This window comes from Bradyrhizobium sp. 147, assembly GCF_023073935.1.
Lineage (GTDB): Bacteria > Pseudomonadota > Alphaproteobacteria > Rhizobiales > Xanthobacteraceae > Bradyrhizobium.
In genome coordinates, this window is record NZ_JADPKL010000097.1 from 69,419 (window position 1) to 87,537 (window position 18,119).

The window sequence follows — 18,119 nt, forward strand, 5'->3', positions numbered from 1 at the left end:
GCCGTTCGCGGTTTTTGCCGCTATGCGATAGTCCGAACGAGCTCCATCGCACTTAGCGGCTGGATTTGCGGAGGTGGTGTCATAGACCTCCCCTTGCTCATGAGGTGGACGTTGCGCGTCGCTTGTTTGCGACCACTGCGATGCTCCTCCCGAGACACAAAACTGTCAAGCGGGATCGATGATCTGAAGGATCACATTTGAAGGCGCGAGTTCCCTGAACGGGGCATGGTGACATCATGCCCCTGTTTTGCCCGACGTGTCAAACGGACTTCGTAAAATCCGCAAGCGCGCGACGTGACCGGCAAGCCATTGATTCCGCTATCTGCGGCTACTGTGCATGGGGTTGTTTTCGCAGTTTTGATCCATGGCCGGCTCGCCTAGAGAAACATATCTGCCAGATCGACCGACGAGGACTTCCCGACCCGGTCGAAGTTTTGCGCCAGCCAGCTTTGCGCCGCCGCGCGGCCTTCGTCGCGCAGGCGGCACAACAGGCTCCATTCCGGGTGGAATTGCGTGGCCGTGCCGAGCTGCGACATCAGCTGGTCGTTGCCGATCCAGTGCATGTACATGCGGCTATGCCTGTCGCTGTCGAGCTCGCCGTCGTCGATCAGCCGCGTGGCGAAGGCGATCGCGCGCATTTCTCGCATCAACGACGAATTGAAGCTGATCTCGTTGATGCGGTGGAGGACGTCAGCCGCACTGGTCGGCAGCGCGTCGCGCCGGATCGCGGTGACCTGCACGATGATGACGTCGTGGCTGCCCTTGCGGTAGATGAGCGGATAGATCGCGGGATTGCCGAGATAGCCGCCATCCCAATAATGCTCGCCGTCGATCTCGACGGCCTGAAAATAGGGCGGCAGGCAGGCCGAGGCGAGCACGGTTTCTGCGGTGAGAAACGGGCTCTGGAATACCTTGATCTTGCCGGTGCGGACGTTGGTGGCGTTGAGAAACAGCTGCGGCGCCTCGGGCGCGGAATTGAGCCTGTCGAAATCGACCACGCGCTGCAGCAGCGAGCGGAGCGGATTGAAATGGAAGGGATTGAGCAGGTTCGGCGGCAGCGTGTGCGTCAGCGTGTGGATGAAGGCGTGGACCGGATGATATTCCGGCGGCAGCTTCAGGGCCTGGATCCACTGGTTGAGCGGCGAGAGCAAATCGTACGCCCGGTCCATGCGCGAGACTTCGTACCAGAATGCGTGCAGGCTCTGCCGCGCCGCCTCCGCGCCCCCGTTTGCCATGCCGGAGGCCAGCGCCACCGCATTCATCGCGCCGGCGCTGGTGGCGCTGATCGCCTCGATTGCGAGCCTGCCGTCCTCGAGCACCTGGTCGAGCACGCCCCAGACGAAGGCGCCGTGCGCGCCGCCGCCCTGGAGCGCGAAGTTGACGTTCTTGCGATCCGCGGTGCCCGTGGCTGTCACTTTGCCCGCTTCTTGCCTCCCTTTCCTTCTTTCTCCAGCGCCTTGCGCACCTCGTCGAACTCCTGCAGCGAGGCCTTGTCGACGCGAGGAACCTTCAGCTCCAATTTTTCGAGCGCAGCATTGATCACGGAGCCGATCACGACGCGGGCGAACCATTTGTGGTCGGCGGGCACCACGTACCACGGCGCATGAGGTGTCGACGTGTGCCGCACAATGTCCTGATAGACGGCCTGGTAGCGCGGCCACAGCGCGCGCTCCTTGATATCGTCCATCGAGAACTTCCACTGCTTGGCCGGCTCTTCCAGCCGGTCGAGGAAGCGCTCGCGCTGCTCCTCCTTGGAGACGTTGAGGAAGAACTTCAGCACCACGGTGCCGTTGCGGCAGAGATAGCGCTCGAAGGCGGAGATGTCCTCGAACCGCTCCTTCCAGATGTTTTTGGTGACGAGCTTTGCCGGCAGCTTCTCCTTGGCGAGGATCTCCGGATGCACGCGCGTCACCAGGCATTCCTCGTAATGGGAGCGGTTGAAGATGCCGATACGGCCGCGCTCCGGCAGCGCGACCACGTGGCGCCACAGGAAGTCGTGATCGAGCTCATTGCTGCTCGGCGCCTTGAAAGAATGGACCTCGCAGCCCTGCGGATTGATGCCGTCGAAGATCGCCTTGATCGCACTGTCCTTGCCGCCGGCGTCCATGGCCTGGAATACGATCAGAAGCGACCAGCGGTCCTGGGCGTAGAGCGTCTCCTGAAACGCGATCAGCCGCTTCTTGTTGGCCTCCAGGATCTCCTGCGCCATCTCCTTGTCGAGATCGCCCTTCTCGTCGGTCTTGTGGTCCTTGAGGCGAAACTTGCCGGATCCATCATAACGGAACGGCGTAATATAACGGTCGAGCTCCTGGGCGATCGATTTGGACGGCTTCTTGCTCATGAGTTCGGGGACACCTTGCGTTGCGGCTTCAGTCGGTCCAGCACGCTACCAAGAATGCCCTTGGGAAGGAATATGATGAAAAGCACGAGCAGCACGCCATAGACGAGATTGTCCCAGCCGACCGCCTTGGTGCCGAAGCCGATGCGCAAGGTCTCCGCAAGCAGGATGGTGATGATGGCGCCGACAGTCGGGCCGAGCGAGACGAACAAGCCGCCGACGATGGCCGCGAACACCATCTGGAGCGACACGGCGATGCCGCTGACGGTATCGGGCGTGATGAACATCTGGTACTGGCAGTAGATCGCGCCGGCGAGCGCCGTCATCAGCGCGCTGAGCAGCGTGATCTTCAATTTCTCCGCGGTGACGTCGACGCCGGCCGCGGCGGCGGCATCCTCGTCCTCTGAGATCGCCTCCAGCGCATGGCGAGCCATGCTGCGATCGACCCAGTGCCAGACCACGATGCCAAAAAGCCAGATCGCGAGCGCGATCAGGTACCAGGTGGTCTTGTCGTCGAATTGCAGCGCCAGCAGCCTGTTGCCCGACGCCCGGTTCGGCGTGTAGCCGAGCGAGCCGCCGGTATAATCGCGCGTTGCGGTGATCACCTGGAGCACGATGCCTGATAGCGCCAGCGTCACCAGCACGAAATAATGCCCGGTGATGCGGAAGCGGAAGCAGGGATAGCCGACGATCAGCGCCAGCGCACCGGCCGCGGCCATGCTGACGGGAATGCCGATCCATGGCGATAGGCCGAGGTGATTCCACAACAGCGCGGTGACATAGGCGCCGATCCCCATGAAGCCGCCGTGCCCGAGCGAGACGAGGCCGAACCGCCCCATCATCGACCAGGACGTGTAGGCGAACGACCAGATCAGGATCAGCACGAGAATGTGCAGGTGATAGGGATCGCGATAGACGAAAGGGAGCGCGACCAGCGCCGCCAGACCGATCCCCCAGGCTGCAAGTCGTCCCTGCCCCATCATCGGCGCCTCGCCAGGAGGCCTGCGGGCCGGATGAACATCATGACAATGAAGAAGGCGAAGGCGAGCACGTAGCCCCATTCGAGATCGGAGAACAGGCCGCCGAGCGAGATGATCTCAGCGAACACGAAGGAGGCGATGAAGCCGCCGATGAAATTGCCTAAGCCGCCGAGCACGCAGATCAGGAACGTGATCGGCCCGAAGGAGAGGCCGACGAAGGGATGCACGTCATATTGCAGTACCAGAAGGCAGGCAGCGAGCCCGGCCAGCGCACCTCCAAGAGCCGAGGTGATGAGATAGATCCGCTTGGTGTCGACGCCCATCAGCGCCATGATCTGCCGGTCCTGCGAGATGGCGCGGATCGCGGTGCCGGTGAAGGTGCGCGTCATGAACAGGTAGACCGCAACCATGCCGACCAGTGCCGCCACGAAGGACAGCAGCCGTGCGTAGCTGAAATTCATGTCGCCGAAGGCGAGCACCGGCAGGCGGATGCCGAGATTGCGGAAGTCGATGCCGAACGCGACGGTGGCAAAGCTCTGGAGCACGAACAGCACGCCGCCGGTCGCGAGCAGTTGATTGATCGGCGGCGCCGTGAGCAGCGGCGCGATCACGAGGTAGTGGAGCGCCGCGCCGAGGAGCGCAACCAGCAGGATAGTGAAGGGCGCAGCGACGAAATAGCTGACGCCGTAATACTGCACCATGAAGTACATGGCGTACATGCCGATCATCACGAGCTCGGCATAGCAGATCCAGGTCACGTCGATAACGCCGAAGATCAGGTTGAGGCCGAGCGCGAGCAGCGCCAGCACGCCGCCGAGCAGGATGCCGTTGATCACGGCCTCCAGCAGATAAATGTCGAAGACGTCCAGAAATGCCTGCATGCCCCCTCACACCCCGAGATACGCTTCCTTGACCGTGTCGCTCGCCAGCATCTCGGCCGAGGTGCCGGAGGCGCGGATCGTGCCCGCCTCGATCAGATAGGCGCGATCGACCACCTTCAGCACCTGCTGCACGTTCTGCTCGACGATCAGCACGGTCAGGCCGCTGGCACGGATCCGCTTCACCAGCTCGAACACCTGCTGCACCACGAGCGGGGCGAGGCCCGCCGATGGCTCGTCGAGCAGCAGAAGCTTCGGATTGGACATCATCGCGCGGCCGATCGCGCACATCTGCTGCTCGCCGCCGGACATGGTGCCGGCCATCTGGTGGCGGCGCTCCCTCAGGCGCGGAAACAGCTCGAACACGACGTCGAGCCGCTGGGCATAGTGCCCGCGCGCCTCTCTCATGAAGGCGCCCATCTTGAGATTGTCGTCCACCGTGAGCTGCGGAAACAGCCGCCGGTTCTCCGGCACATGCGCAATGCCGAGGCCGACGATCTTGTGCGACGGCGTCGCCACGACATCAACACCTTCCATCTTGATCGAGCCGCGCGAGGGCCGGATCAAGCCGGAGATGACGCGCATCAAGGTGGTCTTTCCGGCGCCGTTGGGGCCAATGACGCCGACGGCTTCGCCGGCCTTGACGTCGAGATTGACGTCGAACAGCGCCTGGAACGTGCCATAGCCGGCATTGACGCCGCGGAGCTCCAGCATCATTGCCCTCCCGCGCGGCGGCGCGCTTCGGCGGCCGCGGCCTGCGTCGTCTCGGCATCAGTCCCGAGATAGACCTCGATCACCCGCGGATCGCCCGCAACCGCGCTCGGCAAGCCTTCCGAGATCTTCTCGCCGTGATCGAGTACCATGACGCGATCGACGACGCGCATCAAGACGCCCATGATGTGCTCGACCCAGATGATGGTGATGCCGAGCTCGTCGCGGATGTTGCGCAGCATGTCGGCGGCCTGATCCATCTCGGTCTCGTCGAGGCCGCCGAGGCTTTCGTCCGCCAGCAACAGCTTTGGCGCGGTGGCGAGCGCCTTCGCAAGCTCGAGCTTCTTCAGGCCGGCTGCGCCAAGGCCATCGACACTGGCATGGCGATCAATCGGCAGGCCGACCATCGCCAGCGACCGCTCGGCCGCTTCCTCGGCCTTGACGCGACTGTGGCGGCCCTGGCCGTAGAAGCCGGCGAGCGCGACATTCTCGAAGATAGTCAGGCGACGGAAGGGCCGCGGAATCTGGAAGGTGCGGCCGATGCCGCGGTTGATGATCCGGTGCGGTGCAAGGCCTGCGATCTCATTCCCGGCGAACAGGATCGAACCGGAGGTCGGCACCAGCGTGCCCGAGAGCATGTTGAAGATCGTGCTCTTGCCCGAGCCGTTGGGTCCGATCAGGCCGAGGATCTCGCCCTGTTCGACCCTGAACGAGACGTTGTTGACGGCTGTGAAGCCGCCAAACCGCTTCACCAGCCCGCTGACTTCCAACACCGAAGCACTCCGCCGCTACTGGTTGCTGTAGGTGGTGCCTTTCGGCAGCGGCAGCACCGCCTCGCGCTGCGCCTGGCTCTTGGGCCACACCACGGAGGACTTGTCGTCGATGTACTGGATCACGACCGGAAACGACCGTTCGTTCTGCCCGGCCATCGGCGTGCCCTCACCGTAGAACTTCACGCCGAAGCCGAGCATGGTGCCGCCCTCGGGAATGTCGGTGTCGAGCGCCGCCTTGCGCAGCGCGTCGGGATCGACACCGCCATACTTCTTGATCGCTCGCGGCAGCACGTCGCTCATAAATACATACGTGTTGGACGCGCCGATGCCGACATGGGCCGAGCGGATGGCGACGCCCGGCCTGATCTTGTCGAATTCGTCGCCGACCATCTTGATCACGGGCGGGAGCTTCGGATCCATGGTCTTCTGGTTGGCGAGCCAGATCGATATCGGGTCGGTGTTGAAGATGTACGCGGCGTCCGCGCCCATGCCTTCCTTCAGCTTCTCGTAGACGCCATAACCGGCGCCATGCCCCATCAACGCGCCGAACTTCAGGCCCTGCTCGCGGGCCTGGCGCAGCAGCAGCGTGATGTCGGGGTTGTAGCCGGTGTGGAAGATGACATCGGGCTTGGCGCGCTTCAACTTGGTCACCAGCGCGGAGAGATCAGGCGCGGTCGCCGAATAGCCCTCCTTCAGCACGACGTTGAAACCGGCCTTCTTCGCACCGGCCTCGTTGCCCTTGGAGACATCGACCCCATAGGCCCCGTCCTCGTGAATGATGGCGACGCGCAGGTCCTTCGGCTCCTTGCCGAACCTCTCCTTGGCGTTCTGCGCGATGAAATCCATCGTCATCATGCCGAACTGGTCGCCGCTCGCCTGCGGACGGAACACGTATTTGTAACCCTTCTCGTTGAACACGGCCGACGAGATGCAGGTCGTGATCCACATGAACTTCTTGAGCTGCTCGACGCGGGCGGCGACCGGTACGCATTGCGCCGAGGAGAAGAAGCCGAGCACCATGTCGACCTTCTCCTGCTCGAGCAGGCGGACGGATTCGTTGATGGCGATGTCAGGCTTGCTTTGCGCGTCGGCGTAGACCGCCTCGACCTTGTAACCTTCAACGCCGGTCTTGGCGAAATGGTCGAGGATGATCTTTGCGCCGATATAGCCAAGCTCGGAGCCGCCGCCGGCGAGAGGTCCGGTCAAATCGAAGACGACGCCGATCTTGATCTTCTTCTCCTGAGCCTGGGCGGACACCGCCAAGCCCGTCGCGGCAATCGCGACCAACAGCCCACGTACCAAACGGGTAGCCATGCGCAGGCGCATCAGAACCTCCCTGGACGATTGTGCATCGCATTCTTGTTGCTTTTGCTTTTTCGCCCATCACATGGGCTGAGAGAAGCGATGTCAAGCCTCGCGCGTCAGCGAGAGGCGAGCCGCTGTGCAATAAAGGCCGTGACAAATCGCGGCATGGACGGCGTGAGATCGCTCATCCCGCGCACGAGATGAATGGCCGACAGTTCGGGCTCGGCCTCGCGCGCGAGATTGGCTTCGATCCGGGCGCGGGCCACCTCGCCCGACATGTCCAGGTTGAGGACCTGAATCATCGCAATCACACGGCCGGAGACCACGCAGTGCCAGTCCGCCTCCGCCGCGTAGTCGTCGGCGGTCAGCCCCGTCTCCTCCGCGACCTCGCGGACGACGCTGCCGGGAATGTCGAGAGCCCCGTCCTTGATGTCGTCGAGGTCGGGCGTGCCCGAAGGGAAATAGATGCGGCCCGAATTGGCCGTGTGCTGCGCCATCTCACCCAGTACGAAGGCGCCGTCGGAGGTGCGCAGCGCGCCCATGCCAAAACCGTTGAACACGGCCGGATCAGGAAAGCCCCAGTCGCGCCAGGCGAGGAAGCTGGCGAAATCGGTCTCGAAATAGGTCGCGGCGAAATGGCCGTCCGTGAACACGGCGTCGCGCCCGAGCAGCACGCGACCATTCCAGATCTTCGGGCGCTCGCGCTGCTTCTCGGCAAAATGCGCCGCGATCTCGGCGCGACGCTCCTCGGCGAACGGCCACACGACGGGCCGCACCGCAAGATCAAGCGCCGAGACGCGATGAATGACCGGTGACGTCATGACGCCTGACCACTACGCCTTCGCGTCACTTATTTGGCAGTCCCCGTGGTCTTCTTGGCCTGATCGACGAACTTGTTGGTGAAGGTCTTGCTGACGTCGATCTTGGCGTTCGCCACCTCGGGCGAACCGACGCTGAACACCGCAAGCACGGCCTCCGCGCCCTTCGGGTCCATCTTGCCGGTTTCGGAAAACATCGGGATCGTGTTCTTCAGCGCAGCGAGATAGAGATCCTTGTTCTTGCCGACCGTCTCCTCCGGCATCTTCGCCATGATCTCCTCGGGCGAATGCGAATGGATCCAGGCGAGCGTTGCCAGGATCGCATTCGTAAGCGCCTGTGTCTCCTTCTCATGACCGTTGACCCAGGCTGCCGTCGAGTACAACGCGCCGCCCGGATATTCGCCGCCGAACGTCTCGAGCGTGTCCTTCTGGGTGCGGGTGTCGGAAAGAATGCGTAAATCCTTGTGGTTGCCCTGAAGCACGGTGACGGACGGATCGAGCATCACTGCCGCGTCGATCTGGCCCTGCTCCATGGCTGCGACCGCGGTGGCGCCAAGGCCGACGCCGATCACGGCGGTGCCGGCGGGATCGAGGCCGTTCTTCTTGAGCATGAATTTCAGGAAGAAGTCGGTGGAGGAGCCAGGGGCGCTCACGCCGACCTTCTTGCCGGCGAGATCCTTCACCGACTTGATGTCATTGGTCCGAGAGGGCGCGACCACCAGTACGAGGCCGGGATAGCGGTCATAGACCACGAAGGCCTGAAGCTCCTGCTTCTTGGCGGCGAGATTGACGCAATGGTCGAAGTAACCGGAGACGACGTCGGCGCTGCCGCCGAGCACGGCTTTGAGTGCGTCCGACCCGCCCTTGAGGTCGACCAGCTCGACACTGACGCCGGCCTTCTCGTATTCGCCGAGCTGCTTGGCCAGCACGGTGGGCAGGTAGCACAGGCAAGAGCCGCCGCCGACCGCGATGGTCACCTTGGTTTGCGCCGCGGCAAGACCGATGGTGAGCGTCAGCGCGAGCAGCGCGCCGGCGAGCCTGGCAATCGTGTTCTTCATTGGTTTCCTCCGTTCGGCGGGCGGCACCATAGAGCAGCGGGGCAGGCTTGAGAAGCACCGCCTAAGTGGGCTGGCCATCGGCCTTTCGGCGCAATAGCATGCGAAAACAAGAACAATTCTTGATGGGGAGGATCATCCATGAATCGCCTTGCTGCCGGCCTGTCGATCGCCGCCGCCTTTGCCGCCGGATGCGGCGCCACCCAACTGCTCCGGCCGGCGCTCGCCGCCGAAAACATCACCGCGCAGATCATCCATACCGGCGAGATGGAGGGCGATGCGCTCGGGCCCGCAAACGCTGTCGGCTACCGCTCCAAGATGTTCGCGAGCGCGGACGGTGCCACGGTCTCGATCCAGGTCGGCAACGTGCCCAAGCACATGCATCCCAACACCAACGAGATTCAGTACATCCTAGACGGCACCGGGACGATCTGGCTCGGCGACAAGGAGGTGACGGTGAAGCCCGGCGATCTCGTGATCATCCCGAAGGGCACGCCGCATGGCGGCACCAAGCCGATCAGCGGCCAGGTCAAGGCGATCGCGATCAAGACACCGCCGCAGGCACCCGACGACACCAAGCTGCTGGATTGAACGTTCGCGATCGGGGCTCGCGCCGACGCGCGGCCCCTTGCGCCCTAGCCGCGACCGTCCGACGCCGTCGGCCGCCAAACCAATAGCCGCCGCTCCACCAGCGTGACGCCAAAGTCGATCAGGATCACGAAGGCGGACAGCACGAACATGCCGGCGAACACGCCGGCGACGTCGAAGATGCCTTCGGCCTGCTGAATGAGATAGCCAAGCCCGGCGGCCGATCCGAGATATTCGCCGACGACCGCGCCGACCACGGCGAAGCCGACCGACGTATGCAGCGAGGAGAACATCCAGGACAGCGCCGACGGCCAATAGACGTGCTGCATCAATTGGCGCTCGCTCATGCCGAGCATGCGGCCATTGTCCAGCACAGTGCGGCTGACTTCCTTCACGCCCTGATAGACGTTGAAGAAGACGATGAAGAAGACCAGCGTCACACCGAGCGCGACCTTGGACCAGATGCCGAGGCCGAGCCACAGCGCGAAGATCGGCGCCAGCACGACGCGCGGCAGCGCGTTGACCATCTTGACGTAAGGGTCGAACACGGCTGCGACCAGTGGCTGGCGCGCAAACCAGAAGCCGACCAGCACGCCGCCGATCGAGCCGATCACGAAAGCGAGGATCGATTCCGCGAGCGTGATTCCGAGATGTTTCCAGATCACGCCGGACGCGAACCACTTCACGATCTGGCTGAATACGTCGAACGGATTGGAGAAGAAGAACGGCGGCAGCAGGATCTTGCCGAAGATTGGGACGGTCGAGAGCACTTGCCACAGCACAATGCAGACGACCGCGACCAGGACTTGCAGCGCAAGCAGCATCGGGCGCGACATCAGACCGCCTCCGCCGCCTGCGTGGATTGCACGTAACCCTTCATCACCTCGTCCTTGAGCACGCCCCAGATCTCGCGATGCAGTGAATGAAACTCCTTATCGAGCCGGACCTCAAAAATGTCGCGCGGGCGCGGCAAGCGCACGCGCCAGTCACCGATGATGCGCGAGGACGGCCCCGCCGACATGATCACGACGCGATCGGCGAGTGCGATCGCCTCTTCGAGATCGTGGGTGACGAACAGCACCGCCTTGCGGTCGGCGTTCCAGAGATCGAGCAGCAGATTGCCCATGACCTGGCGCGTCTGCGCATCGAGCGGCCCAAACGGCTCGTCCATCAGCAGGATTTTTGGATCGCGGATCAGCACCTGCGCCAGCGCCACGCGCTTGCGCTGGCCGCCCGAGAGCATGTGTGGATAGCGGCCTGCGAACGCACCGAGGCCGACGGAGGTCAGCCATTGCTGCGCCCGCGGCAGCGCTTCGGAGCGCTGCGTGCCCTTGATCTCGAGCCCGATCGCGACATTGTCGAGCGCGGTCTTCCACGGGAACAGTGCATCGGATTGGAACAGGTAGCCGGCATCCCGGTTCAGCCCTGCGAGCGGCTGGTCGAATATCCTGACGCTGCCGGCTGCGGGCTTGAGCAGCCCGGCGGCGACGTTGAGCAGCGTGGATTTCCCGCAGCCGGTCGGGCCGACAATGGCGACGAACTCGCCCTGCGCCACCGTGAGATGGGCTTTCTCCACCGCCGTATAGTCCCGTCCGTCCCGGAGATGGAACGCGACCTTGGCATCTTCCAGCGCCACTGCCGTGGGCGTCGTCATGTGCTTCCTCCAAACCTGGACCGATGCCTTAGCCGCTCGCGCGACCAAGTTCAATCAAGGCGCCAAGCGTGCTACGCATGCAGCTCTTCCCCTTCACCCTCCCCTGCATGGGAAGGTAAGAGCGAGCTTACCCGCGATGCCCTCCAAGCTGGCGATCAGCTATGCACGTGTCACCAAGAGCTTCGGCCCGCTCAAAGCCGTCGACGACGTGTCGCTCGATATCGCCGACGGCGAGTTTCTGGCCATCGTGGGTGGCTCGGGCTCCGGCAAGACCACCCTGCTGCGGCTCGCCAACCGATTGATCGAGGCGGACAGCGGCACGATCACGGTGGAGAGCGAGGACGTGCAGAATGTCGATCCAGTCGCGCTGCGGCGGCGGATCGGCTACGTGTTCCAGGCCGGTGGGCTGTTTCCGCATTTGAGCGTTGCTGACAATATCGGTGTCACGCCAAAGCTGCTGGGCGTGCCGGCTGCGGATATTGCCGCGCGCGTCGACGAGCTGCTGGAGCTCGTGCAGCTCGACCGCGCCGCGCATCGCGACCGGCTGCCGGAGGCGCTCTCCGGCGGCCAGCGCCAGCGTGTCGGCGTGGCGCGGGCGCTCGCGGCAAAACCTCGGATCGTGCTGATGGACGAGCCGTTCGGCGCGCTCGATCCCCTCACCCGCGATGCGCTCGGCGAGGATTTTCGCGACCTGCACCGCAAGCTCGGCCTGACCTCTGTCATGATTACGCATGACATGACGGAGGCCATCCTGCTCGCCGACCGCATTGCGGTGATGCGCGCTGGAAAGCTGCTCGCACAGGGCACGCCGGCAGAGCTGTCGGAAAGCGGCGACGCCTACGTGCTGGAATTGTTGCGCACGCCGCGGCGCCAGGTCGAGCGATTGAATGCGCGGCTGCCAACGAGCGGTGCGGCATGAGCCTCTTCACCGATCCGCGCTGGGGCGAGGCGCTGTCGCATTTGCCCGACTATCTCGGCAACCATGTGCGGGTGAGTCTCGCCGCGCTTGCGCTAGGCCTGATTGCGAGCCTGCCGTTGGCACTCCTCACACGCAACCACCCGGCGCCCCGCGGCATCCTGCTTGCGCTTGCCAGCATCGTGCAGACAGTCCCTGGACTTGCGCTTCTTGCGCTGTTCTATCCGCTCCTGCTGCTGCTGGCCTCCGTCACGCTCGCCTGGTTCGGCTTTTCCTTTTCCGCTTTCGGCTTCCTGCCGGCCGTGCTGGCGCTCGCGCTCTATTCGATGCTGCCGGTGCTGCGCAATGGCATCACCGGCCTCAACGGCATCGATCCCGCGTTGATCGAAGCCGCCAAAGGGGTCGGCATGACCGCGCGACAATCGCTGGTGATGGTCGAGCTGCCGCTGGCGCTGCCGGTGATGATGGCGGGCATCCGCACCGCCGCGGTGTGGGTGATCGGCACCGCGACGCTGTCGACACCGATCGGCCAGACCAGCCTCGGCAACTACATCTTCGCGGGGCTTCAGACCCAGAACTGGGTGTTCGTGCTGTTCGGCTGCCTGGCCTCGGCCCTGCTCGCGCTTGCCGTCGACCAACTGCTCGGCCTGCTCGAGACCGGCCTGCGCCAGCGCAGCCGCATGCGCATCGGGCTCGGCGCGATCGGGATCGCGGCACTGGTCGCCGCAACGCTGGTGCCGACGATGGGGCGTTCGTCCCAGAGCTACGTCGTCGGCGCCAAGACTTTCGCCGAGCAATATGTGTTGTCTGCCCTGCTCAGGGATCGCCTCCAGGCGGCTGACCTCTCGGCGACGGCGCGATCGGGCCTCGGCTCCAGCGTGATCTTCGAGGCACTGAAGGCCGGCGACATTGATCTCTATGTCGACTATTCCGGTACACTCTGGGCCAATCAGTTGCATCGCACCGACATTAAGCCGCGCGCGGAACTGCTCGCTGAGCTGAGGACAGCTCTCGGGAAAGAGAACATCACCTTGCTCGGCGAGCTCGGCTTTGAGAATGCGTATGCGCTGGTGATGCCGCGGAAGCGCGCCGAGGCGCTGGGCATCCGCAGCATCGCCGATCTCGCCGCGCACGCATCGACCATGTCGATCGCCGGCGACTACGAGTTCTTCTCACGCCCCGAATGGGCCGCGCTGCAAAAGGCCTATGGGCTTTCATTCCACACCCAACGCCAGATGCAGCCGGACTTCATGTACGCGGCGGTCGCGAGCGGCGAGGTCGACGTGATCGCCGGCTACACCAGCGACGGCCTGATTGCGAAATACGATCTCGTCGCGCTCGATGATCCCCGGCACGCCATCCCGCCCTACGACGCGATCCTGCTGCTCGCGCCCAAGCGAGCCGGTGACGAGCGGTTGCAGGCTGCGCTGAGGCCGCTGCTCGGCAGGGTCGACATCGCGACGATGCGCGAAGCCAATCTGCGCGCAAGCGGCAACGATGCGAATTCATCGCCCGATGCAGTGGCGAAGTGGCTGTGGGAGAAAGTGAGCAACAGGTAGGCTGGCGCGACTGGTTCAGCGTCGTCATGGCTTTCGCCCATGGGCCTTCGCCAGGAAGACGTTGGAGGGGCATGGGTGCTCCAACGGCGCTCTCATCGCAAGGAGCGTGAGAGACATCACAGCCCCCGGATCATCCCCGCGTTGATCAGCAGCCGGTTCAGCCGCCGCGCCTCGGCGCCATCCCTGCAGCCATAGAAGATGCCCTTGCAGCGGAGCATGATCTCCTTCTGCTCGGCGAAGGACGGATCGAGCGGGATGCCGGCAGCTTCCTGGATCACTAGCGGCAGATAGGGACCGTCGATCGTGTCCATCACGGCATCGCTCTTCACCGGCTCGAAATTGATGGCGTCGATCGCATAATAGGTTGCGTAGAGACGCGGATCGTAAGCGTCGAGCTTCTTGCCGAGGGCGCCCTCGTCGAGGCCGGGCTCAAGCAGGTTCGGCGCGAATTCCGGCTGGTGATCGCCGTAGCGCACGATCAGAAAAGGCTCGCCGGGAAAGTTCTTCTTCAGACCGGCGACGAAAGCTTTGTACTGCTCGGCGCTCATCGCCTGGCGGCGCAGATATTCGTCGATGGACGGCAAGTTGCCCGGCGCGCGCCAGTTCGGCAGCAGATCGGGACGGAAGCGCGTCTCCCAGGGGAAATGATTGGCGCCGAGATAGATGAAGGTGAACAGCGGCTTGTTCGGCGGTTGTTGCCCTATCAGCTGAAGCGCCTTGTCGTAGAAGAAGGAGTCCGGCTCGACGTCCTTGGCACCCAGATCCTCCGAATCGAGGAAACGTTCGATGCCGGTCGTCATCTGGAAGCTGCGCGCGCCCATGAAGCCACCATGGGCGGGATAAAGCGACAGGGTGTCGTAGCCGCAACGGCGCAGTGCCAATGGCAGGCCGCGTTCGACGCGGTTCGAGGCGATGCGCGTCACGAAATAGGCGAAGCGGCCGAACGAACGCGACGAGAGCCCCGCAAGCACGTTGTATTCGGTGAACCAGCTCGGCCCGCCATTGCTCTCGGCCAGGAACGTGCGCTGCTTGCCGTCCCAGGACGTGAAATGGTCGCCGTAACGCGGTGGCACCTTGATGCCCGGCGCGGCGCGGATGTCGAAGCTCGATTCATCATGGATCATGATGATATTGGGGCGGCGGCCCGCAGGATGGCAGGCGTCCACCAGCGGCACGTTGAGCCGCTCGTTGGTGGAGGCTGCGGATTCCATGAAACCGTACTGCACGAAGTCGGCGACCGCTGTGACGCCGGAGCGGAAGAATTTCGAGAGATAGCCATCGTCGTAATAGCCGCGCCAGGCCTGGTCAGGATGATAAAGCGAATAGCCGACCAGTGCGGCAACACAGGCGAGCTTGCAGGCAAGCGCCGGCAGCCGGCGGATGCGGAACGGATCAAGCCACCACAGCGCATACATCAGCGGCAACGTGACGAGGCCGGCCAGGATCACCGACCAGCGCAGATTCGGGAAGATCGTGAACAGGAACGCGACGCTGTCGCGGTCGATCATCATCAAATCGATGAAGTTGACCGTCATCTGCACGACTTCGTGCTTGAGCCGCGACAGCAGCACCAGCACGACGACCATGGTCAGCGACAGCGCGCCCGACAGCGCCGGGCGCCGCAGCAGCGTGATCCAGAAGAAGTTGAGGATGCCCCAGGCTAGGGCGAAGGAGAGGCGCGAGCCGAAATCGGTCTCGGTCTCGTACATCAGCGCCAGCGCTGCGAAATGCGGCGCCGTGACCGCGAGCAGCCGCCAGATGCCGAGCGCGGCGACGCTCGCAAGCACGGCGGTGGTGGCAGAAGGACCTGGATTGGGCGCGGACGCCATCGACGACACGCAACTTCTGGTCCGGCGCGGTGATGCCAAGCCGCTTGGCCGGCATCAAGACGGCTGGCGGCGCCCAGCGCAGCCGGAAGCCTGCGCCGTGTCATAAAACTGTAACGGAACGGTCAAGGTCAGGCAACGCGTTCGGCGATCCGACATCGCTTATTGTTAGCGAAAGACGGTGGGCCGCAGCCGGCAGGCAGCTACTCAACGTCAGGGCTGGGCGATCCCAGCGATGAACAGGTCGATCACCCCCTCCGCCATCCGCTCGATCTCGCCCTCCTCGATGCCCCAGCGCGGAAAGTGGCCATCGAGGTTCATCCGGGCAAAACCGTAGACCAACGCGCGAGCGGCGATCTGGATGCGCTTCAGATCCGCCGACCTCAGCAGGCCCTGCTCGGCCGCATCAGTCAGCATCCGTTCCGACAGCGCGATCAGCTCGGCATTGTCGCGGGTCAGCTCCGCCGAGCTGCCATGGGCGAAGTAGCGTCCGGTGGAGATGATCTCGAAATGGGCCGGATTGCGCATGGCCCAGCGCAGGTAAGCGAGGCCAAAGGCGCGAAAACGCTCCAGTGGACTCTTGGGCGCTGCCTCGCCGAGCGCCGCTTCGATCTCGGCGCGGAAGCGCCGCTGCGCCTCCTCGGCCACCGCCGCCATCAAGGCATCGCGGTTCGGAAAGTGCCGGAACGGCGCGCCCGGCGACACCGCGGCCCGGCGCGCCGCCTCGCGGACGGAGACCTCGGCACCTTCGGCCGCCAATTGCAGCGCAGCGTCAATCAGCACACGGCGAAGGTCGCCATGGTGATACGGCCGGGCTTCGGGTGTTCGGCGGGCACGCGGCTTGGACGTCTGACGGGCGGGCATGGCGTCTTCTAGCATCACCCGAACGTGAATGTAAGCAGCGATTACACCATTGACGATCTTGCTGCTGTATATGTAATCACTGATTACATCAAAGGAGATTCGCCATGTCACAACGTCAAAGCTGGCTCGAAGGCTGGCGGCTGCTTGCCGTCCTAACGCTCAGTCTGATCGCCCTGAGCCTGTGGATCGCCTCGATGCGGCTGTTCGAGGTTGAGGGCGTTCGCATGGTGATCCGCTTCACGGCGCGAAGTTCGCTGCTGCTGTTCTGCCTCGCCTTCAGTGCCGCGGCGCTGGCGCGGCTCTCGCCCAATGCCTGGACGCGCTGGCAGCACCGTAACCGCCGCTATCTAGGCTTGAGCTTCGCGTCCTCCCACGCCATCCACGCGGCGGCGATCGTCGCGTTCGCCAGGATGGATCCGGCCGGCTTTGCCCAGGCGACCTCCGCCGCCTCCTACATCTTCGGCGGCATCGGCTATGGCTTCATTATCGCGATGAGTGCGACCTCGTTCGACCGCACCGCCGCGCTGCTCGGACCGCGCACCTGGCGCATACTGCACGTCGCGGGCGGCTACTATCTCTGTTTCCAGTTCATGGTGTCGTTCGGCAAGCGCGTGCCGGCCATGCCGCTCTACGCCGCATTCCTCATTCCGCTGCTGATCGTGCTGACGTTGCGCATCATAGCGATAGCCCGCCACCCGCGCGGGCAAACCGTCGCCGCGGGCTGAAACGCCCAAGCTCACTGCGGCAGCAATCCGAGCCGCTTGGCGATGATGCGGTCGAGCATCCGTTTCGGTAGCACGGCCGCAATCAGGTGACGGAGCGGGTCCGGCGTGATCTGGTAGCGCACCTTCGGGCTTGGCGCCGTCAGCGCTTCGAACACGATTTCGGCGATGCGCTCGGCGGGCAGGCCCTTGGCGCCGATGTCCATCATGAACGCCATCACCTTGTTCAGCGCCGGCAGATAGGGCGAGTTCTGGTAGACGGAAAGGTCGATCTCTTCGGCCTTGCTCCAGATCGGCGTCTTCACCGCGCCGGGGGCGACGATGATGACGTCGATGCCGAACAGCATCAGCTCGCGGCGCAGGCTCTCCGACAGGCCCTCGATGGCGTGCTTGGAGGTGCTGTAAGGCGCCGACAGCGGATTGCCGCTCTTGCCAGCGACCGAGCTGATCATCACGATCCGGCCCTTCGGCCCCTTCAGCATGGGGTCTGCGCCGAGCAGCGGCCCGAACGCCTGCGTCGCGATGACAGGGCCAATGACGTTGACGTCCATCTGGCGGCGGAAATCATCGGCCGACAATTCGAGCACGGGACCGGCAACCGCGATGCCGGCATTGTTGACGAGACCGGCCAGCGTCTCGCCGCCCAACGCCGCGCGAACGTTTCGCCCGGCCGCGAGGACTGCCGCCTCGTCGGTGACGTCGAACAGCAGCGGGGTGAAGTTCGCACCGAACTCGCCTTGCAGCCGGTCGGCGTCGGCCTGCTTGCGGACACTGCCGAACACGCGATAGCCGCGCCCGATCAGGAATTTCGCAACGGCCCAGCCGATGCCCGTAGACGCCCCGGTAACGACGACAGATCGCATGGTCTTTCCACCTCGGGTTGGCGTGATCATGCAGGAGGAAGGTGCCTGTGTGCAAATGGCGCCCAGCGCGCAAGTCCGCGCGGCAGGTGTCGGTTCTTAAGATGAAGCGGCGCGCGAACGTTGCGACATGAGGTCGAAGGCACCTTGAACAGGCGGATGAAGAGTCGAATCTTTCACCCTGACGACGCAGCCCTTTTCACGATCAGGGAGTTCTAGAATTTTTGAAAAGGGACGCGAGATCAAGAATGTGGTTTAAGCGTCAGTTCTTG

17 protein-coding genes and 1 pseudogene are annotated in these 18,119 nt (G+C 63.9%); 4 read left to right on the plus strand and 14 right to left on the minus strand.

The window, feature by feature from the left end; genetic code table 11:
- Positions 1-377: 377 nt before the first annotated feature.
- The 9 genes and pseudogenes from IVA87_RS24575 to IVA87_RS24615 form a co-directional block, all read right to left on the minus strand.
- Positions 378-1,415 carry a patatin-like phospholipase family protein gene (locus IVA87_RS24575; RefSeq protein WP_247335392.1) on the minus strand — a complete coding sequence of 346 codons (1,038 nt, stop codon included), beginning with the start codon at positions 1,413-1,415 and terminating at the stop codon, positions 378-380.
- On the minus strand, positions 1,412-2,341 hold the full coding sequence (locus IVA87_RS24580) for a polyphosphate kinase 2 family protein (protein WP_247335393.1): 930 nt from the start codon (positions 2,339-2,341) through the stop codon (positions 1,412-1,414). Before IVA87_RS24580 ends, IVA87_RS24575 begins: the two co-directional genes overlap by 4 nt.
- Positions 2,274-3,321: pseudogene (locus IVA87_RS24585) on the minus strand (branched-chain amino acid ABC transporter permease). The gene IVA87_RS24580 and the pseudogene IVA87_RS24585 overlap by 68 nt, the downstream one beginning before the upstream one ends.
- Positions 3,318-4,199, minus strand: coding sequence for a branched-chain amino acid ABC transporter permease (locus IVA87_RS24590; RefSeq protein ID WP_247335395.1), 882 nt, complete (start codon positions 4,197-4,199; stop codon positions 3,318-3,320). The pseudogene IVA87_RS24585 and the gene IVA87_RS24590 overlap by 4 nt, the downstream one beginning before the upstream one ends.
- A gap of 6 nt (positions 4,200-4,205) precedes the next feature.
- Positions 4,206-4,910: an ABC transporter ATP-binding protein gene (locus IVA87_RS24595; protein ID WP_247335609.1), complete on the minus strand. Its 705-nt coding sequence runs from the start codon at positions 4,908-4,910 to the stop codon at positions 4,206-4,208.
- Complete coding sequence (locus IVA87_RS24600) at positions 4,910-5,680, minus strand: ABC transporter ATP-binding protein (RefSeq protein WP_247335397.1); 771 nt, start codon at positions 5,678-5,680, stop codon at positions 4,910-4,912. The genes IVA87_RS24595 and IVA87_RS24600 overlap by 1 nt, the downstream gene beginning before the upstream one ends.
- Positions 5,681-5,695: 15 nt before the next feature.
- Positions 5,696-7,006, minus strand: a complete 1,311-nt coding sequence (locus IVA87_RS24605; protein WP_247335400.1) for an ABC transporter substrate-binding protein — start codon at positions 7,004-7,006, stop codon at positions 5,696-5,698.
- Between the two features lie 95 nt (positions 7,007-7,101).
- Positions 7,102-7,806, minus strand: coding sequence for an NUDIX hydrolase (locus tag IVA87_RS24610; protein WP_247335401.1), 705 nt, complete (start codon positions 7,804-7,806; stop codon positions 7,102-7,104).
- Positions 7,807-7,835: 29 nt separating this feature from the next.
- On the minus strand, positions 7,836-8,861 hold the full coding sequence (locus IVA87_RS24615) for an ABC transporter substrate-binding protein (RefSeq protein WP_247335405.1): 1,026 nt from the start codon (positions 8,859-8,861) through the stop codon (positions 7,836-7,838).
- A 138-nt stretch (positions 8,862-8,999) separates the two neighbouring features.
- Between IVA87_RS24615 and IVA87_RS24620 the strand changes: the two genes are divergently transcribed.
- Positions 9,000-9,449 carry a cupin domain-containing protein gene (locus IVA87_RS24620; protein WP_247335408.1) on the plus strand — a complete coding sequence of 150 codons (450 nt, stop codon included), beginning with the start codon at positions 9,000-9,002 and terminating at the stop codon, positions 9,447-9,449.
- A 44-nt stretch (positions 9,450-9,493) separates the two neighbouring features.
- On the opposite strand, the gene IVA87_RS24625 is transcribed toward IVA87_RS24620, so the two are convergent.
- Together IVA87_RS24625 and IVA87_RS24630 are read right to left on the minus strand one after the other, a co-directional pair.
- Entirely contained in the window at positions 9,494-10,282 is a 789-nt protein-coding gene (locus IVA87_RS24625; RefSeq protein ID WP_247335411.1) for an ABC transporter permease, read from the minus strand.
- Positions 10,282-11,100, minus strand: a complete 819-nt coding sequence (locus IVA87_RS24630) for an ABC transporter ATP-binding protein (protein WP_247335412.1) — start codon at positions 11,098-11,100, stop codon at positions 10,282-10,284. Before IVA87_RS24630 ends, IVA87_RS24625 begins: the two co-directional genes overlap by 1 nt.
- 136 nt (positions 11,101-11,236) lie before the next feature.
- Between IVA87_RS24630 and IVA87_RS24635 the strand changes: the two genes are divergently transcribed.
- Both IVA87_RS24635 and IVA87_RS24640 read left to right on the plus strand, forming a co-directional pair.
- The gene (locus tag IVA87_RS24635) at positions 11,237-12,019 is read left to right on the plus strand and encodes an ABC transporter ATP-binding protein (protein WP_247335414.1); all 783 of its coding nucleotides are present in this window, start codon (positions 11,237-11,239) and stop codon (positions 12,017-12,019) included.
- Positions 12,016-13,575, plus strand: coding sequence for a glycine betaine ABC transporter substrate-binding protein (locus tag IVA87_RS24640; protein WP_247335416.1), 1,560 nt, complete (start codon positions 12,016-12,018; stop codon positions 13,573-13,575). The genes IVA87_RS24635 and IVA87_RS24640 overlap by 4 nt, the downstream gene beginning before the upstream one ends.
- 116 nt (positions 13,576-13,691) lie before the next feature.
- On the opposite strand, the gene IVA87_RS24645 is transcribed toward IVA87_RS24640, so the two are convergent.
- Both IVA87_RS24645 and IVA87_RS24650 read right to left on the minus strand, forming a co-directional pair.
- Complete coding sequence (locus IVA87_RS24645; protein WP_247335418.1) at positions 13,692-15,404, minus strand: LTA synthase family protein; 1,713 nt, start codon at positions 15,402-15,404, stop codon at positions 13,692-13,694.
- 210 nt (positions 15,405-15,614) lie between these two features.
- A complete protein-coding gene (locus IVA87_RS24650) occupies positions 15,615-16,265 on the minus strand; it encodes a TetR/AcrR family transcriptional regulator (RefSeq protein ID WP_247335421.1) in 651 nt (216 codons plus the stop codon).
- Positions 16,266-16,369: 104 nt separating this feature from the next.
- Here IVA87_RS24650 and IVA87_RS24655 point away from each other — a divergent pair, with 104 nt between their 5' ends.
- Positions 16,370-16,990, plus strand: a complete 621-nt coding sequence (locus IVA87_RS24655; protein WP_247335424.1) for a hypothetical protein — start codon at positions 16,370-16,372, stop codon at positions 16,988-16,990.
- Positions 16,991-17,001: 11 nt separating this feature from the next.
- On the opposite strand, the gene IVA87_RS24660 is transcribed toward IVA87_RS24655, so the two are convergent.
- A complete protein-coding gene (locus IVA87_RS24660; protein ID WP_247335425.1) occupies positions 17,002-17,850 on the minus strand; it encodes an SDR family oxidoreductase in 849 nt (282 codons plus the stop codon).
- Positions 17,851-18,119 lie beyond the last annotated feature (269 nt).

Excerpts from the sequence above, each read along its gene's own strand:
- IVA87_RS24620 (WP_247335408.1), top strand. The coding sequence starts at position 9,000 with ATGAATCGCCTTGCTGCCGGCCTGTCGATCGCCGCCGCCTTTGCCGCC.
- IVA87_RS24580 (WP_247335393.1), bottom strand. The coding sequence starts at position 2,341 with ATGAGCAAGAAGCCGTCCAAATCGATCGCCCAGGAGCTCGACCGTTAT.
- IVA87_RS24645 (WP_247335418.1), bottom strand. The coding sequence starts at position 15,404 with ATGGCGTCCGCGCCCAATCCAGGTCCTTCTGCCACCACCGCCGTGCTT.
- IVA87_RS24595 (WP_247335609.1), bottom strand. The coding sequence starts at position 4,910 with ATGCTGGAGCTCCGCGGCGTCAATGCCGGCTATGGCACGTTCCAGGCG.
- IVA87_RS24655 (WP_247335424.1), top strand. The coding sequence starts at position 16,370 with ATGTCACAACGTCAAAGCTGGCTCGAAGGCTGGCGGCTGCTTGCCGTC.
- IVA87_RS24625 (WP_247335411.1), bottom strand. The coding sequence starts at position 10,282 with ATGTCGCGCCCGATGCTGCTTGCGCTGCAAGTCCTGGTCGCGGTCGTC.
- IVA87_RS24650 (WP_247335421.1), bottom strand. The coding sequence starts at position 16,265 with ATGCCCGCCCGTCAGACGTCCAAGCCGCGTGCCCGCCGAACACCCGAA.
- IVA87_RS24610 (WP_247335401.1), bottom strand. The coding sequence starts at position 7,806 with ATGACGTCACCGGTCATTCATCGCGTCTCGGCGCTTGATCTTGCGGTG.
- IVA87_RS24660 (WP_247335425.1), bottom strand. The coding sequence starts at position 17,850 with ATGCGATCTGTCGTCGTTACCGGGGCGTCTACGGGCATCGGCTGGGCC.
- IVA87_RS24615 (WP_247335405.1), bottom strand. The coding sequence starts at position 8,861 with ATGAAGAACACGATTGCCAGGCTCGCCGGCGCGCTGCTCGCGCTGACG.
- IVA87_RS24640 (WP_247335416.1), top strand. The coding sequence starts at position 12,016 with ATGAGCCTCTTCACCGATCCGCGCTGGGGCGAGGCGCTGTCGCATTTG.
- IVA87_RS24605 (WP_247335400.1), bottom strand. The coding sequence starts at position 7,006 with ATGCGCCTGCGCATGGCTACCCGTTTGGTACGTGGGCTGTTGGTCGCG.
- IVA87_RS24635 (WP_247335414.1), top strand. The coding sequence starts at position 11,237 with ATGCCCTCCAAGCTGGCGATCAGCTATGCACGTGTCACCAAGAGCTTC.
- IVA87_RS24630 (WP_247335412.1), bottom strand. The coding sequence starts at position 11,100 with ATGACGACGCCCACGGCAGTGGCGCTGGAAGATGCCAAGGTCGCGTTC.
- IVA87_RS24590 (WP_247335395.1), bottom strand. The coding sequence starts at position 4,199 with ATGCAGGCATTTCTGGACGTCTTCGACATTTATCTGCTGGAGGCCGTG.